Genomic DNA, 20,022 nt, shown 5'->3' with positions numbered 1-20,022 from the left:
AAATATTATGGCAAGAGATTTAAAATTCACTAGAAATATCGGTATCGCTGCCCACATCGATGCTGGTAAAACTACAACAACTGAGCGTATCCTTTATTACTCAGGTGTAAACCATAAAATTGGTGAGGTTCACGAAGGTGCTTCAACAATGGACTGGATGGAGCAAGAGGCTGAGCGTGGTATCACAATCACTTCTGCTGCAACAACTGTATTCTGGAACTACCGTGGCAACAAATATCAAGTAAACGTAATCGATACACCTGGACACGTGGATTTCACGGTTGAGGTAAATCGTTCATTGCGTGTATTGGATGGATTGGTATTCTTGTTTTCAGCGGTTGATGGTGTTGAGCCACAATCTGAAACAAACTGGCGTTTAGCTGATGGTTACAAAGTACCTCGTATCGGTTTCGTTAACAAAATGGACCGTTCAGGAGCTGACTTCTTGAAAGTTGTAAAACAAGTAAAAGATATGTTAGGTTCTGAGGCTGTAGCTTTGCAATTGCCTATCGGTGCTGAAGATACATTCCAAGGTGTAGTTGACTTGATCAACAACCGTGGTATCGTTTGGAACGAGCATGATAAAGGAATGACTTTCACTGAAGTTCCAATTCCAGAAGACATGTTGGAAGAAGTTGCTGAATACCGTGAGAAATTATTGGAAGCAGTAGCTGGTTATGATGAGACTTTGATGGAGAAATTCTTCGAAGATCCAAATTCATTGACTGAGCGCGAAATCTTAAATGCTTTACGTGCAGCAGTATTGGATAACTCTATCGTTCCTATGGTTTGTGGTTCATCTTTCAAAAACAAAGGTGTTCAAACTATGTTGGATCTAGTAATGGAATTATTACCTTCACCAATGGATTCAGAAGGTGTTAAAGGTACTAATCCTGATACAGGTGAAGAGATATTACGTAAACCATCTGTTAGTGAGCCTTTCGCAGCTTTAGGTTTTAAAATTGCGACTGACCCATTCGTAGGTCGTTTATGTTTCATCCGTGCTTACTCAGGTAAGTTAGATGCAGGTTCTTATGTATTGAACACGCGTTCAGGAAACAAAGAACGTATCTCTCGTATCTTCCAAATGCACGCGAACAAACAAAACCCTATTCCTTTTATCGAGGCAGGTGATATCGGTGCAGTTGTAGGTTTCAAAGACATCAAAACTGGTGATACACTTTGTGACGAAAAAGCGCCTATCGTATTAGAGTCTATGACTTTCCCTGAGCCAGTAATTGGTTTAGCGATTGAGCCTAAAACGCAAGCTGACGTTGATAGATTAGGTATCGGTCTTGGTAAATTGGCTGAAGAAGATCCTACATTCGTTGTAAAAACAGATGAAGAAACTGGTCAAACAGTTATCTCTGGTATGGGTGAGCTTCACTTAGAGATCTTGATTGACCGTTTGAAACGTGAATTCAAAGTTGAGGTTAACCAAGGTGCTCCACAAGTATCATACAAAGAGTCTATCAACGGTACAACCGAGCACCGTGAAGTATTCAAAAAACAATCAGGTGGTCGTGGTAAATTCGCGGATATCAAAGTTGTTATTTCTCCGGCAGACGAAGATTTTGATTTAACTAAATCACCGCTTCAATTCGTAAATGAAATCGTGGGTGGTAAAATTCCAAAAGAATTTATCCCTTCTGTTCAAAAAGGATTTGAAACATCAATGAAAAATGGTGTATTAGCAGGATTCCCATTATCAGGAATGAAAGTTCGTTTGATTGATGGTTCATTCCACGCTGTCGATTCAGATTCATTGTCTTTCGAATTGGCTGCTCGTCAAGCATACCGTGAAGGATTGCCTAAATGTTCTCCAGTGTTAATGGAACCAATTATGAAAATAGAGGTTTTAACACCAGAAGAAAACATGGGTGATGTAATGGGAGACTTAAACCGTCGTCGTGGTCAAATGCAAGGTTTGGATTCACGTGCCGGTGTACAAGTAATCAAAGCATTGGTTCCACTTTCTGAAATGTTCGGTTACGTAACACAATTACGTACAATCACTTCAGGTCGTGCAACATCTACAATGGAATTTGATCACTTTGAAGAAGCTCCTCGTAACGTTGCAGAAGAGGTAATTGCAAAATCAAAAGGTAGAATCAAAGGTTCTGTTGAATAATTGAACTCAAGAATAAAGGAACAAAGATGAAAGACTTCAATCTTTTCTCTTTGTTCTTTCATTAAAAAATACACACCGATTGCTAGTTGTGAATAGCTCTAATTAGCAATCATTTTAAATAAATAAAAATGAGCCAAAGAATCAGAATTAAATTGAAATCATACGATTACAATTTGGTTGACAAATCAGCTGAAAAAATCGTAAAAACAGTAAAACCTACAGGTGCAGTTGTTAGTGGTCCTATTCCATTGCCTACTGAGAAAAAAATCTACACGGTATTACGTTCACCACACGTTAACAAGAAAGCACGTGAGCAATTCCAATTGTGTGCTTACAAAAGATTGTTGGATATCTATTCATCAAACGCTAAAACTGTTGACGCATTGATGAAACTTGAATTACCTTCAGGTGTTGAAGTAGAAATCAAAGTGTGATAGATTTCAGTCACTGAAAAAAGAAAGGGCCTTTCGTAAGAAAAGCCCTTTTTTATTTTTATATTTTTTTGCTTAGAATTGGTAGCCAACACCTACTGAGAATACGCGGTTTTTCTGCTCAAGCCCTAATTCATTATCATAAACTATGTTTGTAAGCCCCAATCCATAACCACCATTGATCAAAAAGCCATTTGATAATTTATATCCCAGTAAAAAATTCAAACCTGCATCGAAACGTTTCACTCCGTCCTCATCAGCACCATTCCCAAAATTCACGTCGGTGGAAATGCCATTGATCTTATTTTTTGCACTTAGAGCATACGCGGCATACGGGCCCGCACCCAAAAATATGTTACCGGAACCAGCAGGAACATAATACACAAAATTAACCGGCAACTCCAAATACATAATATTGCCTTTAACTTCGTCAGCTCCATCTTTAGATTTAGAACCCTTACCTTGTAATGAAAGTCCCGGTTGAATAGATAAGTTCGATGCAATAGGAGCATCAACGAAACCTGTAACATAAAAATTCGTTGAGGCACCAGAACTGAATGAACCAGAAGTCTCTTTCTGCGTTACAGATAACTTAGGAAAGTTCACACCGGCCTTGAAACCATAAGAAGTTTGTGCTTTTGCTCCAGCAATAAAACATAATGCTGCTGCAATTGAGAGTAATTTTCTTTTCATAAAAAATAAATTAAATATAGAGCTAAAATAAGATATAATTCCCTGAAACACAACAAGAAAATTAAGCAAAATAATTTTCGTAAATGATTCGCTATAGATTATTCTATCCGCCTGTAATTTAGACTCAACACGTATTTAAAGACTTAATCAAAAATTTTCACATAGCAGAAGCTGCGAGCGTTAACCAATACGATCTGCTGATTCTACTCAATCAAATAATTCCAGTTTCCTAATACATCCGGTATCTTCCAAGACTCCGCCTTAGTTTTGTAGTTGCTAAAGTGTCCTTTATCCCATTTGGTAATATGGTATCCTTTACAAAACTTACAATAATAAGCCCTTTTGCAGGCATCTTTTCCCATCCGGTGTTTGATACGCCTGCCGTCTAATTTGTTTCTCACCCGTGATTTGAACTTAAAATGAAGCATTGCCCATTGGGCTTCAATTAAAGAAGGAAATCCAACTTTACCAGTAGCACGGCATTTCCAGGTGTTATCCTTTGCTTTTTCCATAATCTATCTTTTAAAGTTTATCTCATTATATTATTCCTTTTCTATTGGTACCTGCAACATGATCCATTCTTTGATATGCTTAGCAATCTTATCAGACACCTCAAAATTATAACGCCCTTCAAACGGAAGCTTGAGCACAATACGCAACCTGCCACGCTTCAGTTGATGACAAGACTGGATCATACCAAACGGTATCGCCTTATCTCGGTCTATCTTTTGTACGAATCCTTTTGTACTATTCACGACTTCCTTTAGGCTACGCTGTTCACCACAAGTAAGATTTTCGTGCATCGCAGTTTTTAAATAAAGGCTGACGATACTATTTTTAAAAGTAAAAATTCCTAAATATTTATACAGTATCTTCTGGGACAAGATTTTATTATTGAGCAAGAATACTTCCTGCTCCGGATCTATGGATTTGACCAGAACTAAATCTATTTCATCCATGGAATCAGGATCTCTATCTCCCGTCTCAGCTTCCAGGATTTCCCTCATCTCTTCCAGATCCGGAGATAACAGATCAATCTGCTCCTCAAGATCTATTATCTTAAATTGCTGCTGATGGTTTACTTCGTTCAATTCAACAAGTAGCTTTTTTTGTCTTTGACAAATGGCAACATAGAAATACACTGTATAGCACATATTCAAGACCAGAACCCCACTAAATATGACCATTAAAGGAAATAAAAGCCATTCATCCTTAGCCATTGCATCGGGGCCGATAATCCAGAACAAAAATAATGTGGATGATTTGTCTGAATTCAAAAAATCATATGATAACATAACTTAGATATGTTACCAACCTCTTATTAAAATGGTGTTTAAATCATTAATCAAAATACTCCCTTCAAAAGATTATCTGTTCGCGAATATTCTTTCAATTATCATTTTTAGCTTTTTTATCTCGCAATCTTTTGCACAAGAAAAGCTAAAAGTCAATTATAAATACCTAACCTATCTCCCCCAAAATTATAATACAGACACATCCAAATATCCTCTAGTTATCTATCTATACGGTGGATCTCAAAAAGGTAATGATCTGGAAAAGCTAAAGATCTATGGTCTTCCCTATTTAGTAGATCAAGGCAAGGAATTCAATTTTATTATGGTCGCTCCGCAATGTCCGGAAGGCAGATATTGGTCCACGGAAAATTGGTTTGATTCGCTATATAATGAAGTTACTTCAAAATACCGCATCGATAAAAGCCGAGTATATGTAACCGGAATAAGTATGGGTGGCTACGGAACCTACATTACAGCATTGGATCACCCTGAAAAAATTGCAGCGATTGTGCCATTATGTGGTGGCGTAAATGACAGCGACATCTCCCGAATTTGCACACTCAAAGATATTCCCATCTTGACGTTTCACGGAACCACTGATGACGAAATCTCCATACACGAAACAGAACGAATTGAGCAATCTTTAAAGAAGTGCAATGGCAATATCACTTTCCATCGGCTCGAAGGTGAAGGGCATGGTATTCAATATCTTTATGAAACTGAGCCTTGGATTTATGAGTGGTTGTTGATGCAGAGGAAAGGCAATGAATATTGAACTATTTTAAGTTTATTAAATGATTGAATTATCAGATTGATTATTTCTATTTTCTCATCTCTCTTTGGGTAGCATTATGATGATACCGTTTTCCATCTTTTGCACCATCCCATACCTCAGTAATGCCATAGAATTTAAAAGGAGCCTCTTTTTCCAAACGTATCAGTTTTCTACAGATTTTTCTAAAAGTCCTATTCCATCTTCTTTTATCTTGTTTTTCAGATTCTGCACCAGTAATCCCGAAAATTTTAGTTTTTCGCACCGATCTTGCCATAATTTATTGTTTTTCACAAATATACTATTATTTACACTGTTGGTAATCGAAGATAGATTGTAAATGGGTATTTCGGAGTAATGAATTCTTCCCAAATTTTGGTGGTCAAGACGGAGCATATACCGCACGTTTGCTCTGTAGGTCAAATCCCGCTCTACCATACATCTGTCGTTTTATCGTTTTCAGTCGGATAACGTTTCCTTCTACTGGACCATTATTCCATGGTAAAGTGAGCGCGTTTAATGAGAATATATGGGGGGTTAGTGATAATTAACATTCCTGACCTTCTATCACAATGGCAGTTTCACAATAATTGGTTCAGGACAACTATTGGCGGTATTTTTGATTGCGTGAGATCGAGCACCTGCCTTTAAAAATAGTCACAACATCGGAGCCTGAGCGATCAGCAGTCGATTCAGCAACGAAATGCCCTATAACCATCAACATTTGATTCAAAAATCTTATTTCTATACACAAATGTGTAGTATTATAGTCCCGTAAAATATATTTAGAAATATTTAATAAATTTATCACTAAATGATTTTGTTAGAGCCATAATGGGAGAGATTAATAATTGTTTTCTCTTTTAGAGATCTAAGAAGTAAAGTCAGATTACCTAAATTATTTTAAATGAAAGCATTTTTATTCTATGTTTCAATTTTCATTCTTTTAATTGGTTGTAAGAATGAACCTATGCTCGACGATGGGAGTGATACTGTAGATATTAATATGATTAAGACGGATTTTCAGAGAAAAACAGGTTACCGCCAATCTGATTCATCTTTTATCAACCCTAATTTTAAATCAGTTGTTGATTGGAAAACGTTTTATGAGGTTGGACAAGATACACTTTATGTTAAAGTGAAGGTGATTGACAGACTTGAGGTCTTAGTTTCAGACTCAACACGGATACCTCTGAATGATAATATTTGGGTTCGAGGAACAAGGAAAAATGATAAATGGCAATATAGTGTACTCACATTTATACCTAGTTCAAATAAAATGGTGTACGACGGCATAATAATTTCTAAATCGTTGCAGAATGGTGCACAAAATATTTCTTTTTATGAAGCTAACACAAAAGTCCCTGCCCAGCTGGTGAAAAGAGCAGGAAAGGCTCCTGCAATGCCTACGGATTGTATTTATGGATATGTCAGTGGAGTCTTAAACGAAATTTCATGCTCCGGTGGCTCCGGGGATGATGACGGAAGTAATGATCCACCATATTCAGGTGATCCAAGAGATTATCAGAATATTCCTCCATTAGGAGATGGAGGTAGCGGAGGGAATAGCGATGGAACAGTTCCAACCTATACTTCTGATGAAGACAAAGAAATCATAGATTCTTTGCAGGGATATCCATGTGCACAGGAAGTTCTTAAAAAATTGCCTAATTTAGAAAATAAGATTTCAATATGGCTGAATTCAGTATTTAATAAAAAGACTGCCGAAGATGAACGGAAATTTAATATTGTCTTTAGTGCCAGTCTTCAAATGAGTAGTGATTTGGATGGTCATTATATCGGTTATGAAACATCTGCTAAAGAAGTCCATTTTATTAAATTGAATGGGAATATGCTAAAAACTGCTTCTCAAGAGTATATTGCCGTGACCATGTTTCATGAGGCACTTCATGCATTTTTAAGATCTGAAAAAATGAGATTAAAAGCTGAGAATAAAGAATATCAGTTTCCTATTTTATATCCTGACTGGACTGCTTACACCATTGGCGGGCAGGAAAAATATGTGAATAAGCACAATGATTTCGGTCCGTGGATGAAAGATCTACAAAACGCATTACAGACTTTCAATCCCTCTCTGACTGATATTGACGCGATAGCATTAACAAAGGGAGGGGTAATAGCAAATATGACCCAAAATGAAATAGACGTAAACAAAAATTATAAAAATGGAAAAGTTGGAACAAAATGTAATCCTTAAAATTGGTTTCTGTGTCTTGCTTATATTAATAGGATTTTCAGGGATAGCGAATGAGAAGTCACGGTACTTTTTGCTCGATGAAAATTCAGAAGCATACACTCTCACTAAATTTGATCTTTCGACAAAGTCCCTATATGGCATAGACAAAAAAGTTACATTATATAATATTATGTTGAATGACCTGAGAAGATCGGGTACGAATGACTTTTATTATAAAAGCTCGGAAAAACTTTCCCTCATCTTGTTTTCAGTACTACCCGATCTGAACGGAGGCCCCGATTGGAAAGAAATCTCACTGGATAGTATTGAGAAAAAAATAATTAAAGCAGGGTATTTACGGCATTTACTTTCGGCTAACACGATGGATCTTCCTGATCAAATCCTCAGGAATGAAACAAAGTATTTTAATGACTATCAGGTAATTACCAAAAAGGAAAATAGATACTTCGTTTCTAAAAACTGCCTTCTGCAGTTTTATGTTATAAGCAATAGGCCAGAACCATTTCCCAATGTTTATGGTACAATCAATATTAAACAAACTCCTATTAGCATTCTAAATTTTGAAAAGATTTATAAAAGTGTTTATCCTAATGAAATCTTTCCTTTGTTTACAATGGGTGAAAGTGATAAATTAATTACTTTTCAAAGATCGCGTGATCGCCGAGAATATCTTTCCAAAATATTCAAAATAGGTAAAGACACGGCATACCAGTTTTGGACGTATTCTGACTGGCAAAAAGATGATCGCTTTTATGAGGTTGATCGCGGGATAGACCGTTTTGTTTTTATCCCTGATAAAGGCATAGCTGGTGGTTCATTTGACTTCTATTTTTACTTTAATAGAAAGAAATTGCCGATAAAATACTCGGATCTAATGGATAATATTAAAGAAGAAAAGGTTATGATAGCTGATACATTCAAATAAAAAAACTAATCCCACTCACGAAACCCTCCAAGTTGCAAGTGAGTGGGATGATGATAGGCGAGATATAGGTTCTAATTTGAGCCTTTTAATAAAGTTGGCATATTCAAAGGTACAACCTACCTGTCTGCGCTTTTCATCCATATTACGTTGTTTCTCCTTAAGTTCCTTAGCCTCGTTTTCGGCAATACGTTTTTCCAACCTATGAGAAGTCATAACTTGGACTGGACCTGTACTTGGATTTACTTGTGATGAATTTTGTAATTGGGATAGACATTTAAATATGATCTATAATAGCGAAACACTTAAAATTGAAATAAAGAATGGAGGTACCTGATTTTGAAATTGCAGGCAAGAATGGAATTGTTTCTAAATCATTCAACAATTTAAAGATTGAAACTTTTGCCCCCACACTAAGTGAATATGACGCAATGGCTTTAGCTAAAGGAGGTGTAGTTAGTGATATGAGTAGTGTTGTAAAAAGTGCGAACTATAATCATAGAGAAGGTAAGGCTGGAACTAGATGTACCACCAAATAACTTGATGAATGGATGATTATTCATAAAAGCTAAACAGAACTATATTGGCTTAGATATAAATTGAGTAAAAAAATTAAAATCATAACGCAGCAGGAAATGAGACAATTTATAAATCATAAAAGTAAATTTTGTTTTTTTTTGCCACTATTATTCGTTACGGTAAGTTTATCCGCAAAAGTGAAGTATTTTATTATACCTGATAAACCGGTTGACTATTTGATCAATGAATACAAATTATCAACAGCGGAGTTATATAGTGTTAAAGAACATGTGGAACTCTTCTGTTTGACTTTCCCGGTGCAGAAGTCACAAAAGCAAGATGAAGAGAACCCACATGCGGATTGTAACTTAGTATTGCTTTCGGTTCTTCCTGATCTAGAAATTAATAGTGACTGGACGGAGATTAATATGGATAGTGTGAAAGGCAATATCATCTCCGATTCAGATCTCAGAAGGTTATTTAATTTGAATACATTTTCGGAGTTTGATCAGAAGTATGGTGCAAAGACGAAATACTTCGATGAATATCAGGTTATCAAAAAAAGAGGGAATAAATATTTCGCATCTAGGCATTGTTTGGTCCAATTCTTTGCTGTACGCAATAGACCTTCTGTTTTTCAAAATAGCTTTGGAACCATCAATATTGAACAGGAACCTATTAAGATTATCGAAATGGAACAGATATTTAAGAAAAGATATCCCCAAAGTAAATTCCCTGTATATACCATTGGAGATACTCCATATGATTATAATTCTTTTGATTTTCTTAGGGATCGGAAGGAGTATTTATCCAAAGTGATAAAGTTAAAAAATAACGATATAGCTTACCAATTTTGGACTTACACGGATTGGCATGAACATGATGATATCTATGAGATTGACAGAGGCATTGACCGTTTTGTCTACCTACCAGGCAGAGGTATAGTCGGCGGCTCCTTTGATTTCTATTTTTACTTTAATAAAAAGAAATTACCAATAAAATACACAGATTTCATGAACAATATTAAAAAAGAGAAAGTCATGCTGGCTGAAGGACTGTAAAGTAAATAGTTTACCAATCGAAACCAAATTTGGATATGCTATGAATATCCGCATTACAATATGCTAACAAAAAAGACAAAGGTCTTACACAAAAAGGAGTTCACTTGCGTTGCTAAACTTCTTTTGCAAAAAAGTAAACAGATGCATATCTTTGTTGTAACAGTACACGCCACGCTACCCGTAAGAACAGCGTCCCAGGGCGTGTCTTTTGTTTTATAGCCCTTTTTTAAGCCACATTCTAAAGCTTTCACGATAGATGACTAAATTCAACAATTAAAAGATCGCGGTTTATTTACCTCATATCAGTTACTATAGACGAGTTGGTTACCGGTAGCCAATGCAGGAAAATAAACTGCTCACAAATTCAAGCCAAATGCAAACCTATTCCTTCTCCTCATTTTCAATAATTTTCTTCTCAATGGGATTTAAAGTCTCAAATAAATCTTTGTATACCTCATCTTTGCTATCCTCTTCCCCTAGCAGAAATCCCCAAGGTTTAAGCTCTTTGATACGGTCCATCACAATCTTGGCTATCGCCAAAATAGGAATGGCTAAGAACATGCCCGAAATACCCCAGACCATCTCGCCGATAATAATGGACAGCATGGCAAATAAGGAATTGACCTTTACTTTGGATCCTACAATTTTGGGAACGATAAAATTGCTGTCAATCATATGTACAATAATCAATGCTAAGATTACTAACACCACATGGGTCAACGACGAGGTAGCAAAGGTAAGAATGGAGATAATAAGCATGGACGAGAAGATACCCACATATGGCAGTACATTGAAAACGCCTGTGATTAAAGCCAAGAGTAGACTGTACTTCACACCAATTAAGGAGAGGCAAATAAAAACCAAAAGCGAAACCAAACTCATTTGGATCAGTAGCCCAATCAGATACTTTTTGACTACATATTGAATTTGCCTGACAACATCCACAACAATAGGTCGATCTTCGACACGGTTAACAAACAAAAGAAACTTGACAATATGCCCCCTGTAAATCAGTAGGAAGAAGGTATAAAGAAATGTGAAAACAAATAAAATAAACAGGGAGGAAAGTGAAACCAACGCCGTTCCTAAAAACAGGGTACCTGAATCAACCGACTTTGAAGCTGTTTTGTTGATGAATTCCATCTGCTCTTTATGCTGTATTCCAAACTGTTGACTGACCCAGCTTTGCAATTTACCTGCGCCATCCATGATCTGCTCTTTAAATGCTGGAAAATCTTCTTTGAGCAGTGTAAGCTGTGACGCCAGAAGAAATAAGCCGTAACCTAACGCGCCAAAAAAGAGAATCACACTGAGTATTCCGGCCAATGTTCTTGGAAAATGCAACTTACGCTCCATAAAATTGCTCAGTGGAATCAAAAGCAGAGAGAACAGCAAACCCAAAATCATCGGGATCAGTATTGTATCACCTATCTTGGCCAGATAACCTAAAAGAAGGATACTGATTAATACGCAGGCTAACTTCACATAAAAGGGTAAAGTGAGGAATCTTTTCATTGAATATTCTTTTGAATAAAAATAACAATTTAGGCTGACTTAATTTTAGGAAATAAAAAAAGTCCCTACACATGCAGGGACTCTTTCCTCATAATAAGTTTAAGTACTTATATTTCTTATAGTCCAAAGCCGATACCAACAGACCAAACACGGTTTTTAATTGAGCCACTATTAGGCGCTAAATTTGTTAAACCCAAACCATAACCAGCATTGATCTGGAAACCATTGGTTAATTGATACCCCGCTAAGAAGTTTACACCAAAGTCAGTACGTTTTAAGTGTTTACCTTCGCCGCTACCGAATTCAATATCTTCTTCATACTTAACATCACCAGCGGTTCCTTTTTGCTTACCACTTAAACCGAACCCTACATATGGTCCCGCCCCGATAAAGAAATTACCTGATCCACCTGTAGGCAACTTTGCCACTAAGTTTACAGGAATATCCAAAGACATTACACTTTCTTTAACCTCTCCATTAGAAGTCTCTAACCACTTAGCACCTTTATTTTGTAAAGACAAACCAGGCTGCACCGAAAAATAGGGTGATACAGGCGCATCCAAATAACCTGTTACAAAGAAACCTGTGTTGGATTTGGTATCGCCGAAGCTTGTTGAGTATTTAGGAATGTTTACACCCGCACGGAGTCCATATCCCAATCCACCTTGTGCAAAAGCTCCTAATGAACCAAATAAAATTGCTGCAGATAATAATAGTTTTTTCATGTTTCCTAATTTAATTTACTTTGTTCTTTTATCATTTACTCTCATATATTTCTTGTACGAGAATTATTACAGTGACATTTGCAATATCTATTCCAAAATGCATAAACTATTCATATTCACTTCAAAACAAAAGAAAAAACTTATGCCTTATTTTTTTTGAATGTCCTCTAAAAGATACAGTAGCTTATTAAAGCTGGCCCTTATTCAACCATGATACTCATTAAAGCATGTGCTCTTAAAGTCTGGATAAGTACCATAACCAAAAACTACCCCCTTGGTTTTCAGAATAATGCTCGAAAACGCAAAAGTTTTATCACAAAGATTTTTTAATTCCAATTATAAGTTTTATTTTTGCAGACCTTCAAAAGGAAAAAAATAGGGTCGGATGGCCGAGTGGCTAGGCTGAGGTCTGCAAAACCTCCTACAGCGGTTCGAATCCGCTTCCGACCTCGTTTTATTTTAAACAATAAAAATATTATCAAAATGGGAGTTACACGTTTAAAAAGAAAAGATAGAAGAAATAAAACTGTTTCACGTGTTGAAGTTCAGTTCTTGAAATTAGGAACTAACGTTGAGTTAGGTTCAAGATCAAAAATGAAAGCTGACAACCAAATCGTTAAAAACGATGCTATCTTAAATCAATTAGCTGCAGAAGCTAAATAAGCACAAAGAAATTAGCAGCCTTTAAAGTTTCACTTTAAAGGCTTTTTAATAAGTCTACCATTTGGTGGACTTTTTCTTTTGAGCTCATCCACTGCGCCTCATCCATCCCCTTCACCTGATCCTGCGAAAATTTCATCTTTGATGGTTGGCTCTCTTTTGCTGAACTATGGATCGCAATGGCGCCAGTATCCGCCAAGATCGTCTTAATATTGGAAGCATCCACTCCGGCTCCTGGCATAATCACAATACGCCCGGCAGCCTGTTCAATCAATTGTTTCAGCAACGGTGCACCTGACAAAGCTGAATTTCTCAAACCCGAAGTCAAGATACGGTCAATACCTAAAGCAATGACATCTTCCAATGCGCCAAAGGGATCTTGAACACGATCAAAAGCGCGGTGAAATGTTACATGCATAGGCCGTGCAGCATCAACCAAACGCTTCGTATTGGCCTTGTCCACGGTCCCATCCGCATTTAACACACCGATAACGACTCCATCCATCCCCAATTCCTTACAGAGCTCGATATCGGCGATCATCTCTAGCATCTCTTCCTCCGTATACAGAAAGTCACCCCCACGCGGTCTGATCAGCACGTGAATCCCGATTTTAACAAGTTTGCGCACCAACTTCAATTGACCAAAAGACGGGGTTGTACCACCATTCTCCAGATTTTGACAAAACTCAATGCGCGTTGCTCCTCCTTGCTCTGCTTCAATTGCTGACGCCACCGAATTGGAGCATATTTCTAACTGATAATTTCCGATTGCTGTTTCCTTCATTCAATTCTATTTTTAACCTGTTTTATGCAATGCGAATAACGCAAAAAAAAAGCAAATTACCTATTTTCTAATAGGCAGCAGACATATCGCCTTTTTAAAGCTCCGCAAGAATTGTCCATCTTTTAAAGATAGCTACCCGGTGGTTGACCATGCTTGATTTTATACTTATTGTTAGTCTATTATTCAAGTTAGGAAAACATTTCTCCAAACCATTTGTATATACCTTACATGCTTTTATTTAAAATATTAATAACCAACACTATATAAACTTTAAGTAAAATATCATGGCTATTATATCAAGAAATATGGAGACACAGGAAAAGATCATCAGTACTTTTGAGGAACTCCAGTCGACTTTACATGGCCTGAAAAACCAGGTTGCTGAATTTGAAATTTTATTTAATCAGGCATGTGATCGGCATATCGAATCTGATTTTCAAAAAGAATGGTTGCTGGACCGTATTTCTTCCCGCCATGCGACAATTGTGACCAGGCACGACAGCCTGCAACTTATTCAGGAAGCGGTTTCAGCTTACCGAGATTACGATGGTTTCTTTTTAGATCATCATCAGTTGATACAATCGCTCGAACTGCTCATGCTAAGCCATGCAGAAAAAGAGGAATATGAAATCGCAGCCATCATCAAAAAATGGCATAAAAAATTTGCTCAAGCAGTTGATTTCGCTAAAGACCTCACCTATTAAGTCATTGTTTTATTTTACATTTGCGGTATTGTAAAATATTGAAGCATGCGCAAACCACCCGCTATAGTTGATCTACATGCAGATGCTTTCCTCGAAGACTGGGAAGACTACTCCGCTGACGAACTTATGCTAGAATCCATTGATTTCCTCAGATCCAACTTGGATGCTGCCATTTATTGGGAAATGAACGAAATCAAATTTATTCACGGCAAAGGAAAGGGTACTTTAAAAAAAATGATATTTAAGGAATTACAAGATTACAAAGAGAGTGGTTCAATAGATCGGTATTACACCTCTTACCAGAACGAAGATGTGGTGGTAGTCGTGATCGGAATCTAAAAGAGACTACCCAAAAAGATAGTCTCTCCTAAAATAAATATATATCACTATTATTTGATCGCTGGCGTGATAATTACTTTACGGAATTCAACTGGCCCGTGATCACCCTGGAAATAAATTGGTCCCGGTTCAGCTTCCCTACTATCTAACGCGCCTCCGGTAATGCCTGGGATCTCCTGATTACTAATTACTGTTTTACCATTAGCTACCACAGTCACCAGACGCCCTACCAATGTAATATCATAAGTCTGCCATTCACCGGCTCCTTTATTCACCATTTCATTTGCAGCCAAGAAGCCATAGACTCCTGCAAAAAGTACCGCATTAGGATGTGCATCTTTTGGACTGTCTTCAATCTGCACCTCATAACGCCCTCTGAGATAAACTCCACTATTACTTCCTGCAGGGATTTTAAACTCTACATGTAGTTTAAAATCTTCGAATTTTTGCTCCGATACAAGGTTAGAACCGGATTGAGGGCTGGTTAATATGCCATTTTTCACAATCCATTGATTGGTTTTTCCGGTAGCCTTCCATCCGGAGAGGTCTTTTCCATTAAAAAGTTGGATTGGTTTCCCCCATTTTACGGCGGCTGTCCGTTTTAATTCCGGCGCACGTACTCCTTTAAAGCGATGTGTTTTCCCATCTGGTTCTGTTATGGTTCCCTGCAAAGCCCCGTTTAAAATCTCGCCTTCTACACTGAGATTCATCTTTCCGCCTTCCCATTGTGGTGGTATCGCAAATTTGAACTTCCCATTTTCATAAAAGACCTGTGAAACAGGCCGTGCACTTCCTGAAGTACTTACATAGTGGCCTACCAAAGTCTTGTGGCCTGACAATTTCACTTCAAGCCAGGAAGGTGCCGGCGTACCATTGACGTCGACTTCAATATCCCAACGCCCGATCAACTCTTTTCCTTCAACTTCTTGCCCGTAATGTACATATTCTTTTGCGAGTGGCTTAGCAGAAATCACTTGTGGCAACGCACAAGAAGCTAAAATCCCTAAAAGAAAAGCAGTATTTCTTTTCATCTTATTTATGTTTATATTCTAATTGACAATAAATTTTAAGCAATTTAACTGTTTAATAGCGGGTTTACAAGCATATAAAGTTAAAAAACACTAAGAAAACAAAGCCTTGCAAGTAATATGTTCTGATTTTTCAGTATTGATCTTATAAAAAACTTGCTACATTAACATCAATTTAAGCCCGATTTATAAAAACTTTATTGGCTGCGCGCCATGGAATCAACGCACTGATAAGTATTACTGTAGCAATTCCGCCAACCAATGGAGAACCGCCTGCAAAGAAAAAGCACAATACGTACAGTAACAACGCAATAAAGGTGAGCGAAAATGCAATCATTTTCAATCCAAATTTATTCTGGCTTTTTAATGCGATCTCCTCTTCTTTATCTATTTGCTGTATAGCTTCCTTGCGCGCGGCTTTAGTTAGCTTGAGCGAAAGGTATTCTGAACTTACCTGTCCACGTGCCTTTGCATACAATTCAACACAAGCCAACAAAACAAAGGGTAGCATAACACCAAGCAGCATCTCATTGGCTCTGCTAAGTTTATAGTCTATCAATAAAGGAAAAACAATTTTAAACAGAAGATTTACGCTTAAACTGACGGCTGTTATATATACTGTGGCCTTACCTGTCAACCGCTTTGAGAACAAGGCCCATATCGGCGGTGCCAATAACGGTCCTCCTGTAATGGCGCCTATACTCAAAGTAAACTCTACGATTCCCCCAATCAGTGGTACGATCAGTGCAACAATAATCATAAAAAATCCAAAAAACCAAGATGATGCACGAGCGATAAACATCAGTTTTTTTTCCGATGCTTGCGGGTTTAACGTTCCCTTATAAATATCGTTCGTAAAAACAGCTGATACAACATTCAAGGCTGTATTTGCGGATGCCGATGTAGAGAAGTACATCCCCGTAAGCATCAATCCAAGTAATCCCGCAGGGAGCACTTGCTTACAAACCATAATGTAGGCCGTCTCTGTAGCCAATCCGGTCAAACCCGGATTGATCGCCTTGTAAACCATGGGCGGAATCATCCACAAAATCGGGCTAGCGATATATAAGGCTGCAAATAAATAAGCAACTTTGGATGCCGACCGTGGTGTATCAACACTTGTATAGCGCTGTACAAATGTCCAATTACCTCCAATATAAAAAATATGGTATAATGCAAAAGCTACAATAAAACCCCAGGTATACTCACCGTTGACAACATTGAAAAAATCATCCGGTACTTTATCCAAGAAGGACTGCACACCGCCAACTTCCTCAAAAACCAACGGAATGACGATCACGATCGCTGCTGTCAGGACAACAAATTGTAGAATATCTGTCACCATTACCGCCCACAACCCTCCGATGGCCGTATAAGCAATCATTAAGATCCCCAAAACGATGGTAACTGGTATTAAAGGATAGTCCAACGATTCGGAAACCAGTTTGGCTACCGAATACAAAACCGACCCTTTCAGAAATACCGACACGATCATAAAGACGTAGATGTAACACTTCTGCACAGCACTCCCCAGACGCTCCTTAATAAACTCAGCAGCAGTAAGATTTCCTGTTGCCTTCCATTTAGGAGCTAGGTAAAGCCCTGTTATCAGCCCGCCTATACACATGGTCCACTGAATGGTAATCGCGACCCAGCCATGGCTATAGGCTATGGAGCCCCATGCAACAAAAGTTCCGGCTGAAAAAAAACTCATGAACAGGGACATCCCTCCTATAAACCAGGGCACGGATTCACCGCCAGCAAAAAAGGACTTTAGGTTTCTTCCGGTTCGTGAGAAGCTTATCCCGACCAGCATTATAAATACCGAAAAAACGATTATGACTATTGTATCTATCATCTTGTATCAAACATTAAATTACTGAATATTATCATTTTATAGACTATGCATAACACCTAATAGCAAAGACGGCTGCTGGCACTTCCGCAGAAGGGTGCTCAAGAGATACAATCAGCTGGTCGGTAACACAGGATTCCGGAAGTTCTATCACATTTCTAGTCTGAAAATTTCCCCGGTGCGTATATATAGTCTTTCCATTTCCATCTTCAATGCTATAATTCCGCACACAGAATGGCATAACGGTCTCAGGGTGGGTCATTAATACAGACTCCATTGCATGATCCCAGTCGGTATCAAAATTAATTTCGATCCTTCTAATGCGCTGTTTCTGCTTCCATTTAACTGAAATCATCGGCTGCTTATCGTCAGTAGTGGCGACCCAGATATTCGGACGAATTGTTGGTCGGTCTATACCATTACGCACATTTTCGACTCCAAAGACCGATAGGCCCGCTGTTAGCTGAATGGCGAGATTATGTCCTTCGGGGCGACGTTGTGGCGTCCAAAATTCAAATGAATCTACTCCAGATCCCGGCAGTGCTGCCTGTTTCCCGTTGTTTGAAACCGCTTTGTTCACGCCGTTAAAAACGGATAGTAATCCCGATATCCGTTGGCGGGTATAGGCCAAGCGAATATGCTCGTTTTGGAGAAATGTGAGGAAGATATACTGATCCTCACTTATCTCCAATCCAAAATCCAGTGTTAATGTCTGAAAGCCCGGTTTTACACGAATTTGCATTTTCGCCAGCTCCCGGTCTGGCGTGAAACCACCTTTCCGATCGCTACCCCTCAGCTCCACGTCCAATACTGTTGTCTGTGTAGCTTCAATATCCAAAAAAAAGATGGGCAAGGTACCCGCAGTGACAGGAATAAGTTGTGCCGCAGCTATATTCAGGGTTTTCCACAGCATATTCTCTTTGGAGAATCCCTTAAAGTCCAGGTTGCTCGAAGAGGTTAGTTCGGCCTGCTGTACAAGATCGCTGCTATCAGATAGATGAAAACCAGGAATATATTGACCGGACCGTTGCAGTTCTTTTTGTAATTCCTTCATGTAACCTGGCTGACCAATCTCTCTTGGTAAAAGCTGCTGCTGAATACATAGTTTTGCTGCCATCGCCACAGCTTGTGCTACGTAAGCACATGTCGCCATTACCCGAGTAGCTCCAAATGCGACATGGGATACACTGATCAAACGACCTGCTAAAAAGAGATTTTCGATGTTATGACTATATAAACAACGATAAGGTATTTGAAATACTCCTTTACTATGCCATTGATTGCACGGCTGACGCTCGCTAAACACTCCGTCTGCAGGGTGCAGATCAATGGACCATCCGCCGTAGGCAACAGCATCCGGATGTTGACGCTGCTCGATCACATCCTTCTGTGTCAAGATATAATCACCTTCAAACCGACGGCTTTCTCGTTTTCCGGGAACCATTCCAACCCATTCCAATGTCAAGGTATCGGCTTCGGGAAATTGTCCGGAATTTTTGATATAATCCCATACGCCATAGATGACTTTCCAAAGTTCCCACTTGATCTCTTCGGTATCGTGTACGGTATCTAAACGCCCGCCGTATTCCACCCACCACAGCTTGCATCCATGTTCTTTGGCATTGAAGTTTTTGAATCTCGGTATTTCTTTGGTGACATCCATCGCAAAAGCCGGGGCAGTATAAGACACCGATTTTCCGACATCTTTGGTATAGAAATAGAGCGTGTGCCCCAATAGTTCACCATACGAAGTATCTGGCGCCATGGCCTCATCGAACTCTTCACGGGTTTCAGCGCCCATACGGAAAGCTGCTCCAGATAAAAAGCCGACTATCCCGTCTCCGGATGCATCACAAAATAAGGATGACAATAGCTCATATTGTGTTGAATTCTGGCTGCAAAAAGCGCTCAAAGATTTTATACGATCACCAGCTTCCTTATGGACTTCGTAGACACTGGTATTGAGCAACAACCGAATGTTGGCCTCTTGCTTTACCTTGTCGAGTAGAATCATATCCAATATAACAGCATTGCCCTCCGGATTGCGATACACATTTTCAACCAATATCTCGTCAATAACACCACCTTCTCGACTCCAACGATTGTTGTTACCCATATGGGAAGTAGCGCCCAATATCCACAACCTCACCTCACTGGAGGCATTTCCCCCAAGTACAGAGCGATCCTGTACCAAGACGACGCGCAAACCTTGCCTAGCTGCCGTAATCGCAGCACACACGCCAGACATCCCTCCGCCAACAACTACGAGATCTGCGGCAATAACTTCTTTCTTCAATGTCCTGGAGGCTCCTCCCTTACTATAAATCATATATGCTTTCTTTTTTATCTTATTTGTAATTCAATTTAACA

General features: G+C 38.5%; 20 protein-coding genes and 1 tRNA gene. 11 read left to right on the top strand and 10 right to left on the bottom strand.

Features of this window, described 5'->3' with window-relative positions:
- The first annotated feature begins 7 nt into the window (after positions 1-7).
- Positions 8-2,131, top strand: a complete 2,124-nt coding sequence (gene fusA, locus B4A24_RS21650; protein WP_293947047.1) for an elongation factor G — start codon at positions 8-10, stop codon at positions 2,129-2,131.
- A 128-nt stretch (positions 2,132-2,259) separates the two neighbouring features.
- Positions 2,260-2,565: a 30S ribosomal protein S10 gene (gene rpsJ / locus B4A24_RS21645; protein ID WP_028070501.1), complete on the top strand. Its 306-nt coding sequence runs from the start codon at positions 2,260-2,262 to the stop codon at positions 2,563-2,565.
- Positions 2,566-2,637: 72 nt separating this feature from the next.
- Here the strand turns inward: rpsJ and B4A24_RS21640 are convergent, their stop codons facing one another.
- The 3 genes from B4A24_RS21640 to B4A24_RS21630 form a co-directional block, all read right to left on the bottom strand.
- On the bottom strand, positions 2,638-3,255 hold the full coding sequence (locus B4A24_RS21640; RefSeq protein WP_293947046.1) for a porin family protein: 618 nt from the start codon (positions 3,253-3,255) through the stop codon (positions 2,638-2,640).
- Between the two features lie 203 nt (positions 3,256-3,458).
- Positions 3,459-3,767 carry a hypothetical protein gene (locus B4A24_RS21635; protein WP_108636794.1) on the bottom strand — a complete coding sequence of 103 codons (309 nt, stop codon included), beginning with the start codon at positions 3,765-3,767 and terminating at the stop codon, positions 3,459-3,461.
- Positions 3,768-3,797: 30 nt separating this feature from the next.
- Positions 3,798-4,550: a hypothetical protein gene (locus B4A24_RS21630; RefSeq protein ID WP_293947045.1), complete on the bottom strand. Its 753-nt coding sequence runs from the start codon at positions 4,548-4,550 to the stop codon at positions 3,798-3,800.
- A gap of 31 nt (positions 4,551-4,581) precedes the next feature.
- On the opposite strand from B4A24_RS21630, the gene B4A24_RS21625 reads away from it, so the two are divergent.
- Positions 4,582-5,325: an alpha/beta hydrolase-fold protein gene (locus tag B4A24_RS21625; protein WP_293947044.1), complete on the top strand. Its 744-nt coding sequence runs from the start codon at positions 4,582-4,584 to the stop codon at positions 5,323-5,325.
- Positions 5,326-5,371: 46 nt separating this feature from the next.
- On the opposite strand, the gene B4A24_RS21620 is transcribed toward B4A24_RS21625, so the two are convergent.
- On the bottom strand, positions 5,372-5,599 hold the full coding sequence (locus B4A24_RS21620) for a hypothetical protein (RefSeq protein ID WP_293947043.1): 228 nt from the start codon (positions 5,597-5,599) through the stop codon (positions 5,372-5,374).
- Positions 5,600-6,229: 630 nt separating this feature from the next.
- Between B4A24_RS21620 and B4A24_RS21615 the strand changes: the two genes are divergently transcribed.
- From B4A24_RS21615 to B4A24_RS21600, 4 genes are all read left to right on the top strand, one after another.
- The gene (locus B4A24_RS21615) at positions 6,230-7,540 is read left to right on the top strand and encodes a hypothetical protein (RefSeq protein ID WP_293947042.1); all 1,311 of its coding nucleotides are present in this window, start codon (positions 6,230-6,232) and stop codon (positions 7,538-7,540) included.
- Positions 7,509-8,465: a hypothetical protein gene (locus B4A24_RS21610; protein WP_293947040.1), complete on the top strand. Its 957-nt coding sequence runs from the start codon at positions 7,509-7,511 to the stop codon at positions 8,463-8,465. The genes B4A24_RS21615 and B4A24_RS21610 overlap by 32 nt, the downstream gene beginning before the upstream one ends.
- Before the next feature lie 320 nt (positions 8,466-8,785).
- The gene (locus tag B4A24_RS21605; RefSeq protein WP_293947039.1) at positions 8,786-9,001 is read left to right on the top strand and encodes a hypothetical protein; all 216 of its coding nucleotides are present in this window, start codon (positions 8,786-8,788) and stop codon (positions 8,999-9,001) included.
- Positions 9,002-9,139: 138 nt separating this feature from the next.
- Complete coding sequence (locus tag B4A24_RS21600; RefSeq protein ID WP_293947038.1) at positions 9,140-10,042, top strand: hypothetical protein; 903 nt, start codon at positions 9,140-9,142, stop codon at positions 10,040-10,042.
- 381 nt (positions 10,043-10,423) lie between these two features.
- On the opposite strand, the gene B4A24_RS21595 is transcribed toward B4A24_RS21600, so the two are convergent.
- Together B4A24_RS21595 and B4A24_RS21590 are read right to left on the bottom strand one after the other, a co-directional pair.
- The gene (locus B4A24_RS21595; RefSeq protein ID WP_172396594.1) at positions 10,424-11,557 is read right to left on the bottom strand and encodes an AI-2E family transporter; all 1,134 of its coding nucleotides are present in this window, start codon (positions 11,555-11,557) and stop codon (positions 10,424-10,426) included.
- Between the two features lie 116 nt (positions 11,558-11,673).
- Positions 11,674-12,282: a porin family protein gene (locus B4A24_RS21590; protein WP_293947037.1), complete on the bottom strand. Its 609-nt coding sequence runs from the start codon at positions 12,280-12,282 to the stop codon at positions 11,674-11,676.
- Positions 12,283-12,661: 379 nt separating this feature from the next.
- Between B4A24_RS21590 and B4A24_RS21585 the strand changes: the two genes are divergently transcribed.
- Positions 12,662-12,732, top strand: a tRNA-Cys gene (locus B4A24_RS21585).
- A 33-nt stretch (positions 12,733-12,765) separates the two neighbouring features.
- Positions 12,766-12,945 carry a spore protein gene (locus tag B4A24_RS21580; protein WP_104385646.1) on the top strand — a complete coding sequence of 60 codons (180 nt, stop codon included), beginning with the start codon at positions 12,766-12,768 and terminating at the stop codon, positions 12,943-12,945.
- 34 nt (positions 12,946-12,979) lie between these two features.
- On the opposite strand, the gene B4A24_RS21575 is transcribed toward B4A24_RS21580, so the two are convergent.
- Positions 12,980-13,726: a copper homeostasis protein CutC gene (locus B4A24_RS21575; protein WP_172396593.1), complete on the bottom strand. Its 747-nt coding sequence runs from the start codon at positions 13,724-13,726 to the stop codon at positions 12,980-12,982.
- A 284-nt stretch (positions 13,727-14,010) separates the two neighbouring features.
- Between B4A24_RS21575 and B4A24_RS21570 the strand changes: the two genes are divergently transcribed.
- Both B4A24_RS21570 and B4A24_RS21565 read left to right on the top strand, forming a co-directional pair.
- Positions 14,011-14,430, top strand: a complete 420-nt coding sequence (locus B4A24_RS21570) for a hypothetical protein (protein WP_172396592.1) — start codon at positions 14,011-14,013, stop codon at positions 14,428-14,430.
- Between the two features lie 45 nt (positions 14,431-14,475).
- Positions 14,476-14,769: a Smr/MutS family protein gene (locus tag B4A24_RS21565; RefSeq protein ID WP_172396591.1), complete on the top strand. Its 294-nt coding sequence runs from the start codon at positions 14,476-14,478 to the stop codon at positions 14,767-14,769.
- Positions 14,770-14,819: 50 nt separating this feature from the next.
- Here the strand turns inward: B4A24_RS21565 and B4A24_RS21560 are convergent, their stop codons facing one another.
- The 3 genes from B4A24_RS21560 to B4A24_RS21550 form a co-directional block, all read right to left on the bottom strand.
- Entirely contained in the window at positions 14,820-15,800 is a 981-nt protein-coding gene (locus B4A24_RS21560; protein ID WP_293947036.1) for a 3-keto-disaccharide hydrolase, read from the bottom strand.
- 172 nt (positions 15,801-15,972) lie between these two features.
- Positions 15,973-17,655: a sodium:solute symporter family protein gene (locus B4A24_RS21555; RefSeq protein ID WP_293947035.1), complete on the bottom strand. Its 1,683-nt coding sequence runs from the start codon at positions 17,653-17,655 to the stop codon at positions 15,973-15,975.
- A gap of 43 nt (positions 17,656-17,698) precedes the next feature.
- Positions 17,699-19,981: an FAD-dependent oxidoreductase gene (locus B4A24_RS21550; RefSeq protein WP_293947033.1), complete on the bottom strand. Its 2,283-nt coding sequence runs from the start codon at positions 19,979-19,981 to the stop codon at positions 17,699-17,701.
- Positions 19,982-20,022: the final 41 nt, after the last annotated feature.

The organism is Sphingobacterium sp. UBA7249 (genome assembly GCF_002472835.1).
Lineage (GTDB): Bacteria > Bacteroidota > Bacteroidia > Sphingobacteriales > Sphingobacteriaceae > Sphingobacterium > Sphingobacterium prati.
Note: the sequence above shows the minus strand (reverse complement) of the source record. Positions and strands in the feature narration are given on the sequence as shown.

Bases quoted from the DNA above. Each gene is read 5' to 3' on its own strand.
- fusA (WP_293947047.1), top strand. From the start codon at position 8: ATGGCAAGAGATTTAAAATTCACTAGAAATATCGGTATCGCTGCCCAC.
- rpsJ (WP_028070501.1), top strand. From the start codon at position 2,260: ATGAGCCAAAGAATCAGAATTAAATTGAAATCATACGATTACAATTTG.
- B4A24_RS21640 (WP_293947046.1), bottom strand. From the start codon at position 3,255: ATGAAAAGAAAATTACTCTCAATTGCAGCAGCATTATGTTTTATTGCT.
- B4A24_RS21635 (WP_108636794.1), bottom strand. From the start codon at position 3,767: ATGGAAAAAGCAAAGGATAACACCTGGAAATGCCGTGCTACTGGTAAA.
- B4A24_RS21630 (WP_293947045.1), bottom strand. From the start codon at position 4,550: ATGTTATCATATGATTTTTTGAATTCAGACAAATCATCCACATTATTT.
- B4A24_RS21625 (WP_293947044.1), top strand. From the start codon at position 4,582: ATGGTGTTTAAATCATTAATCAAAATACTCCCTTCAAAAGATTATCTG.
- B4A24_RS21620 (WP_293947043.1), bottom strand. From the start codon at position 5,599: ATGGCAAGATCGGTGCGAAAAACTAAAATTTTCGGGATTACTGGTGCA.
- B4A24_RS21615 (WP_293947042.1), top strand. From the start codon at position 6,230: ATGAAAGCATTTTTATTCTATGTTTCAATTTTCATTCTTTTAATTGGT.
- B4A24_RS21610 (WP_293947040.1), top strand. From the start codon at position 7,509: ATGGAAAAGTTGGAACAAAATGTAATCCTTAAAATTGGTTTCTGTGTC.
- B4A24_RS21605 (WP_293947039.1), top strand. From the start codon at position 8,786: ATGGAGGTACCTGATTTTGAAATTGCAGGCAAGAATGGAATTGTTTCT.
- B4A24_RS21595 (WP_172396594.1), bottom strand. From the start codon at position 11,557: ATGAAAAGATTCCTCACTTTACCCTTTTATGTGAAGTTAGCCTGCGTA.
- B4A24_RS21590 (WP_293947037.1), bottom strand. From the start codon at position 12,282: ATGAAAAAACTATTATTATCTGCAGCAATTTTATTTGGTTCATTAGGA.
- B4A24_RS21580 (WP_104385646.1), top strand. From the start codon at position 12,766: ATGGGAGTTACACGTTTAAAAAGAAAAGATAGAAGAAATAAAACTGTT.
- B4A24_RS21575 (WP_172396593.1), bottom strand. From the start codon at position 13,726: ATGAAGGAAACAGCAATCGGAAATTATCAGTTAGAAATATGCTCCAAT.
- B4A24_RS21570 (WP_172396592.1), top strand. From the start codon at position 14,011: ATGGCTATTATATCAAGAAATATGGAGACACAGGAAAAGATCATCAGT.
- B4A24_RS21565 (WP_172396591.1), top strand. From the start codon at position 14,476: ATGCGCAAACCACCCGCTATAGTTGATCTACATGCAGATGCTTTCCTC.
- B4A24_RS21560 (WP_293947036.1), bottom strand. From the start codon at position 15,800: ATGAAAAGAAATACTGCTTTTCTTTTAGGGATTTTAGCTTCTTGTGCG.
- B4A24_RS21555 (WP_293947035.1), bottom strand. From the start codon at position 17,655: ATGATAGATACAATAGTCATAATCGTTTTTTCGGTATTTATAATGCTG.
- B4A24_RS21550 (WP_293947033.1), bottom strand. From the start codon at position 19,981: ATGATTTATAGTAAGGGAGGAGCCTCCAGGACATTGAAGAAAGAAGTT.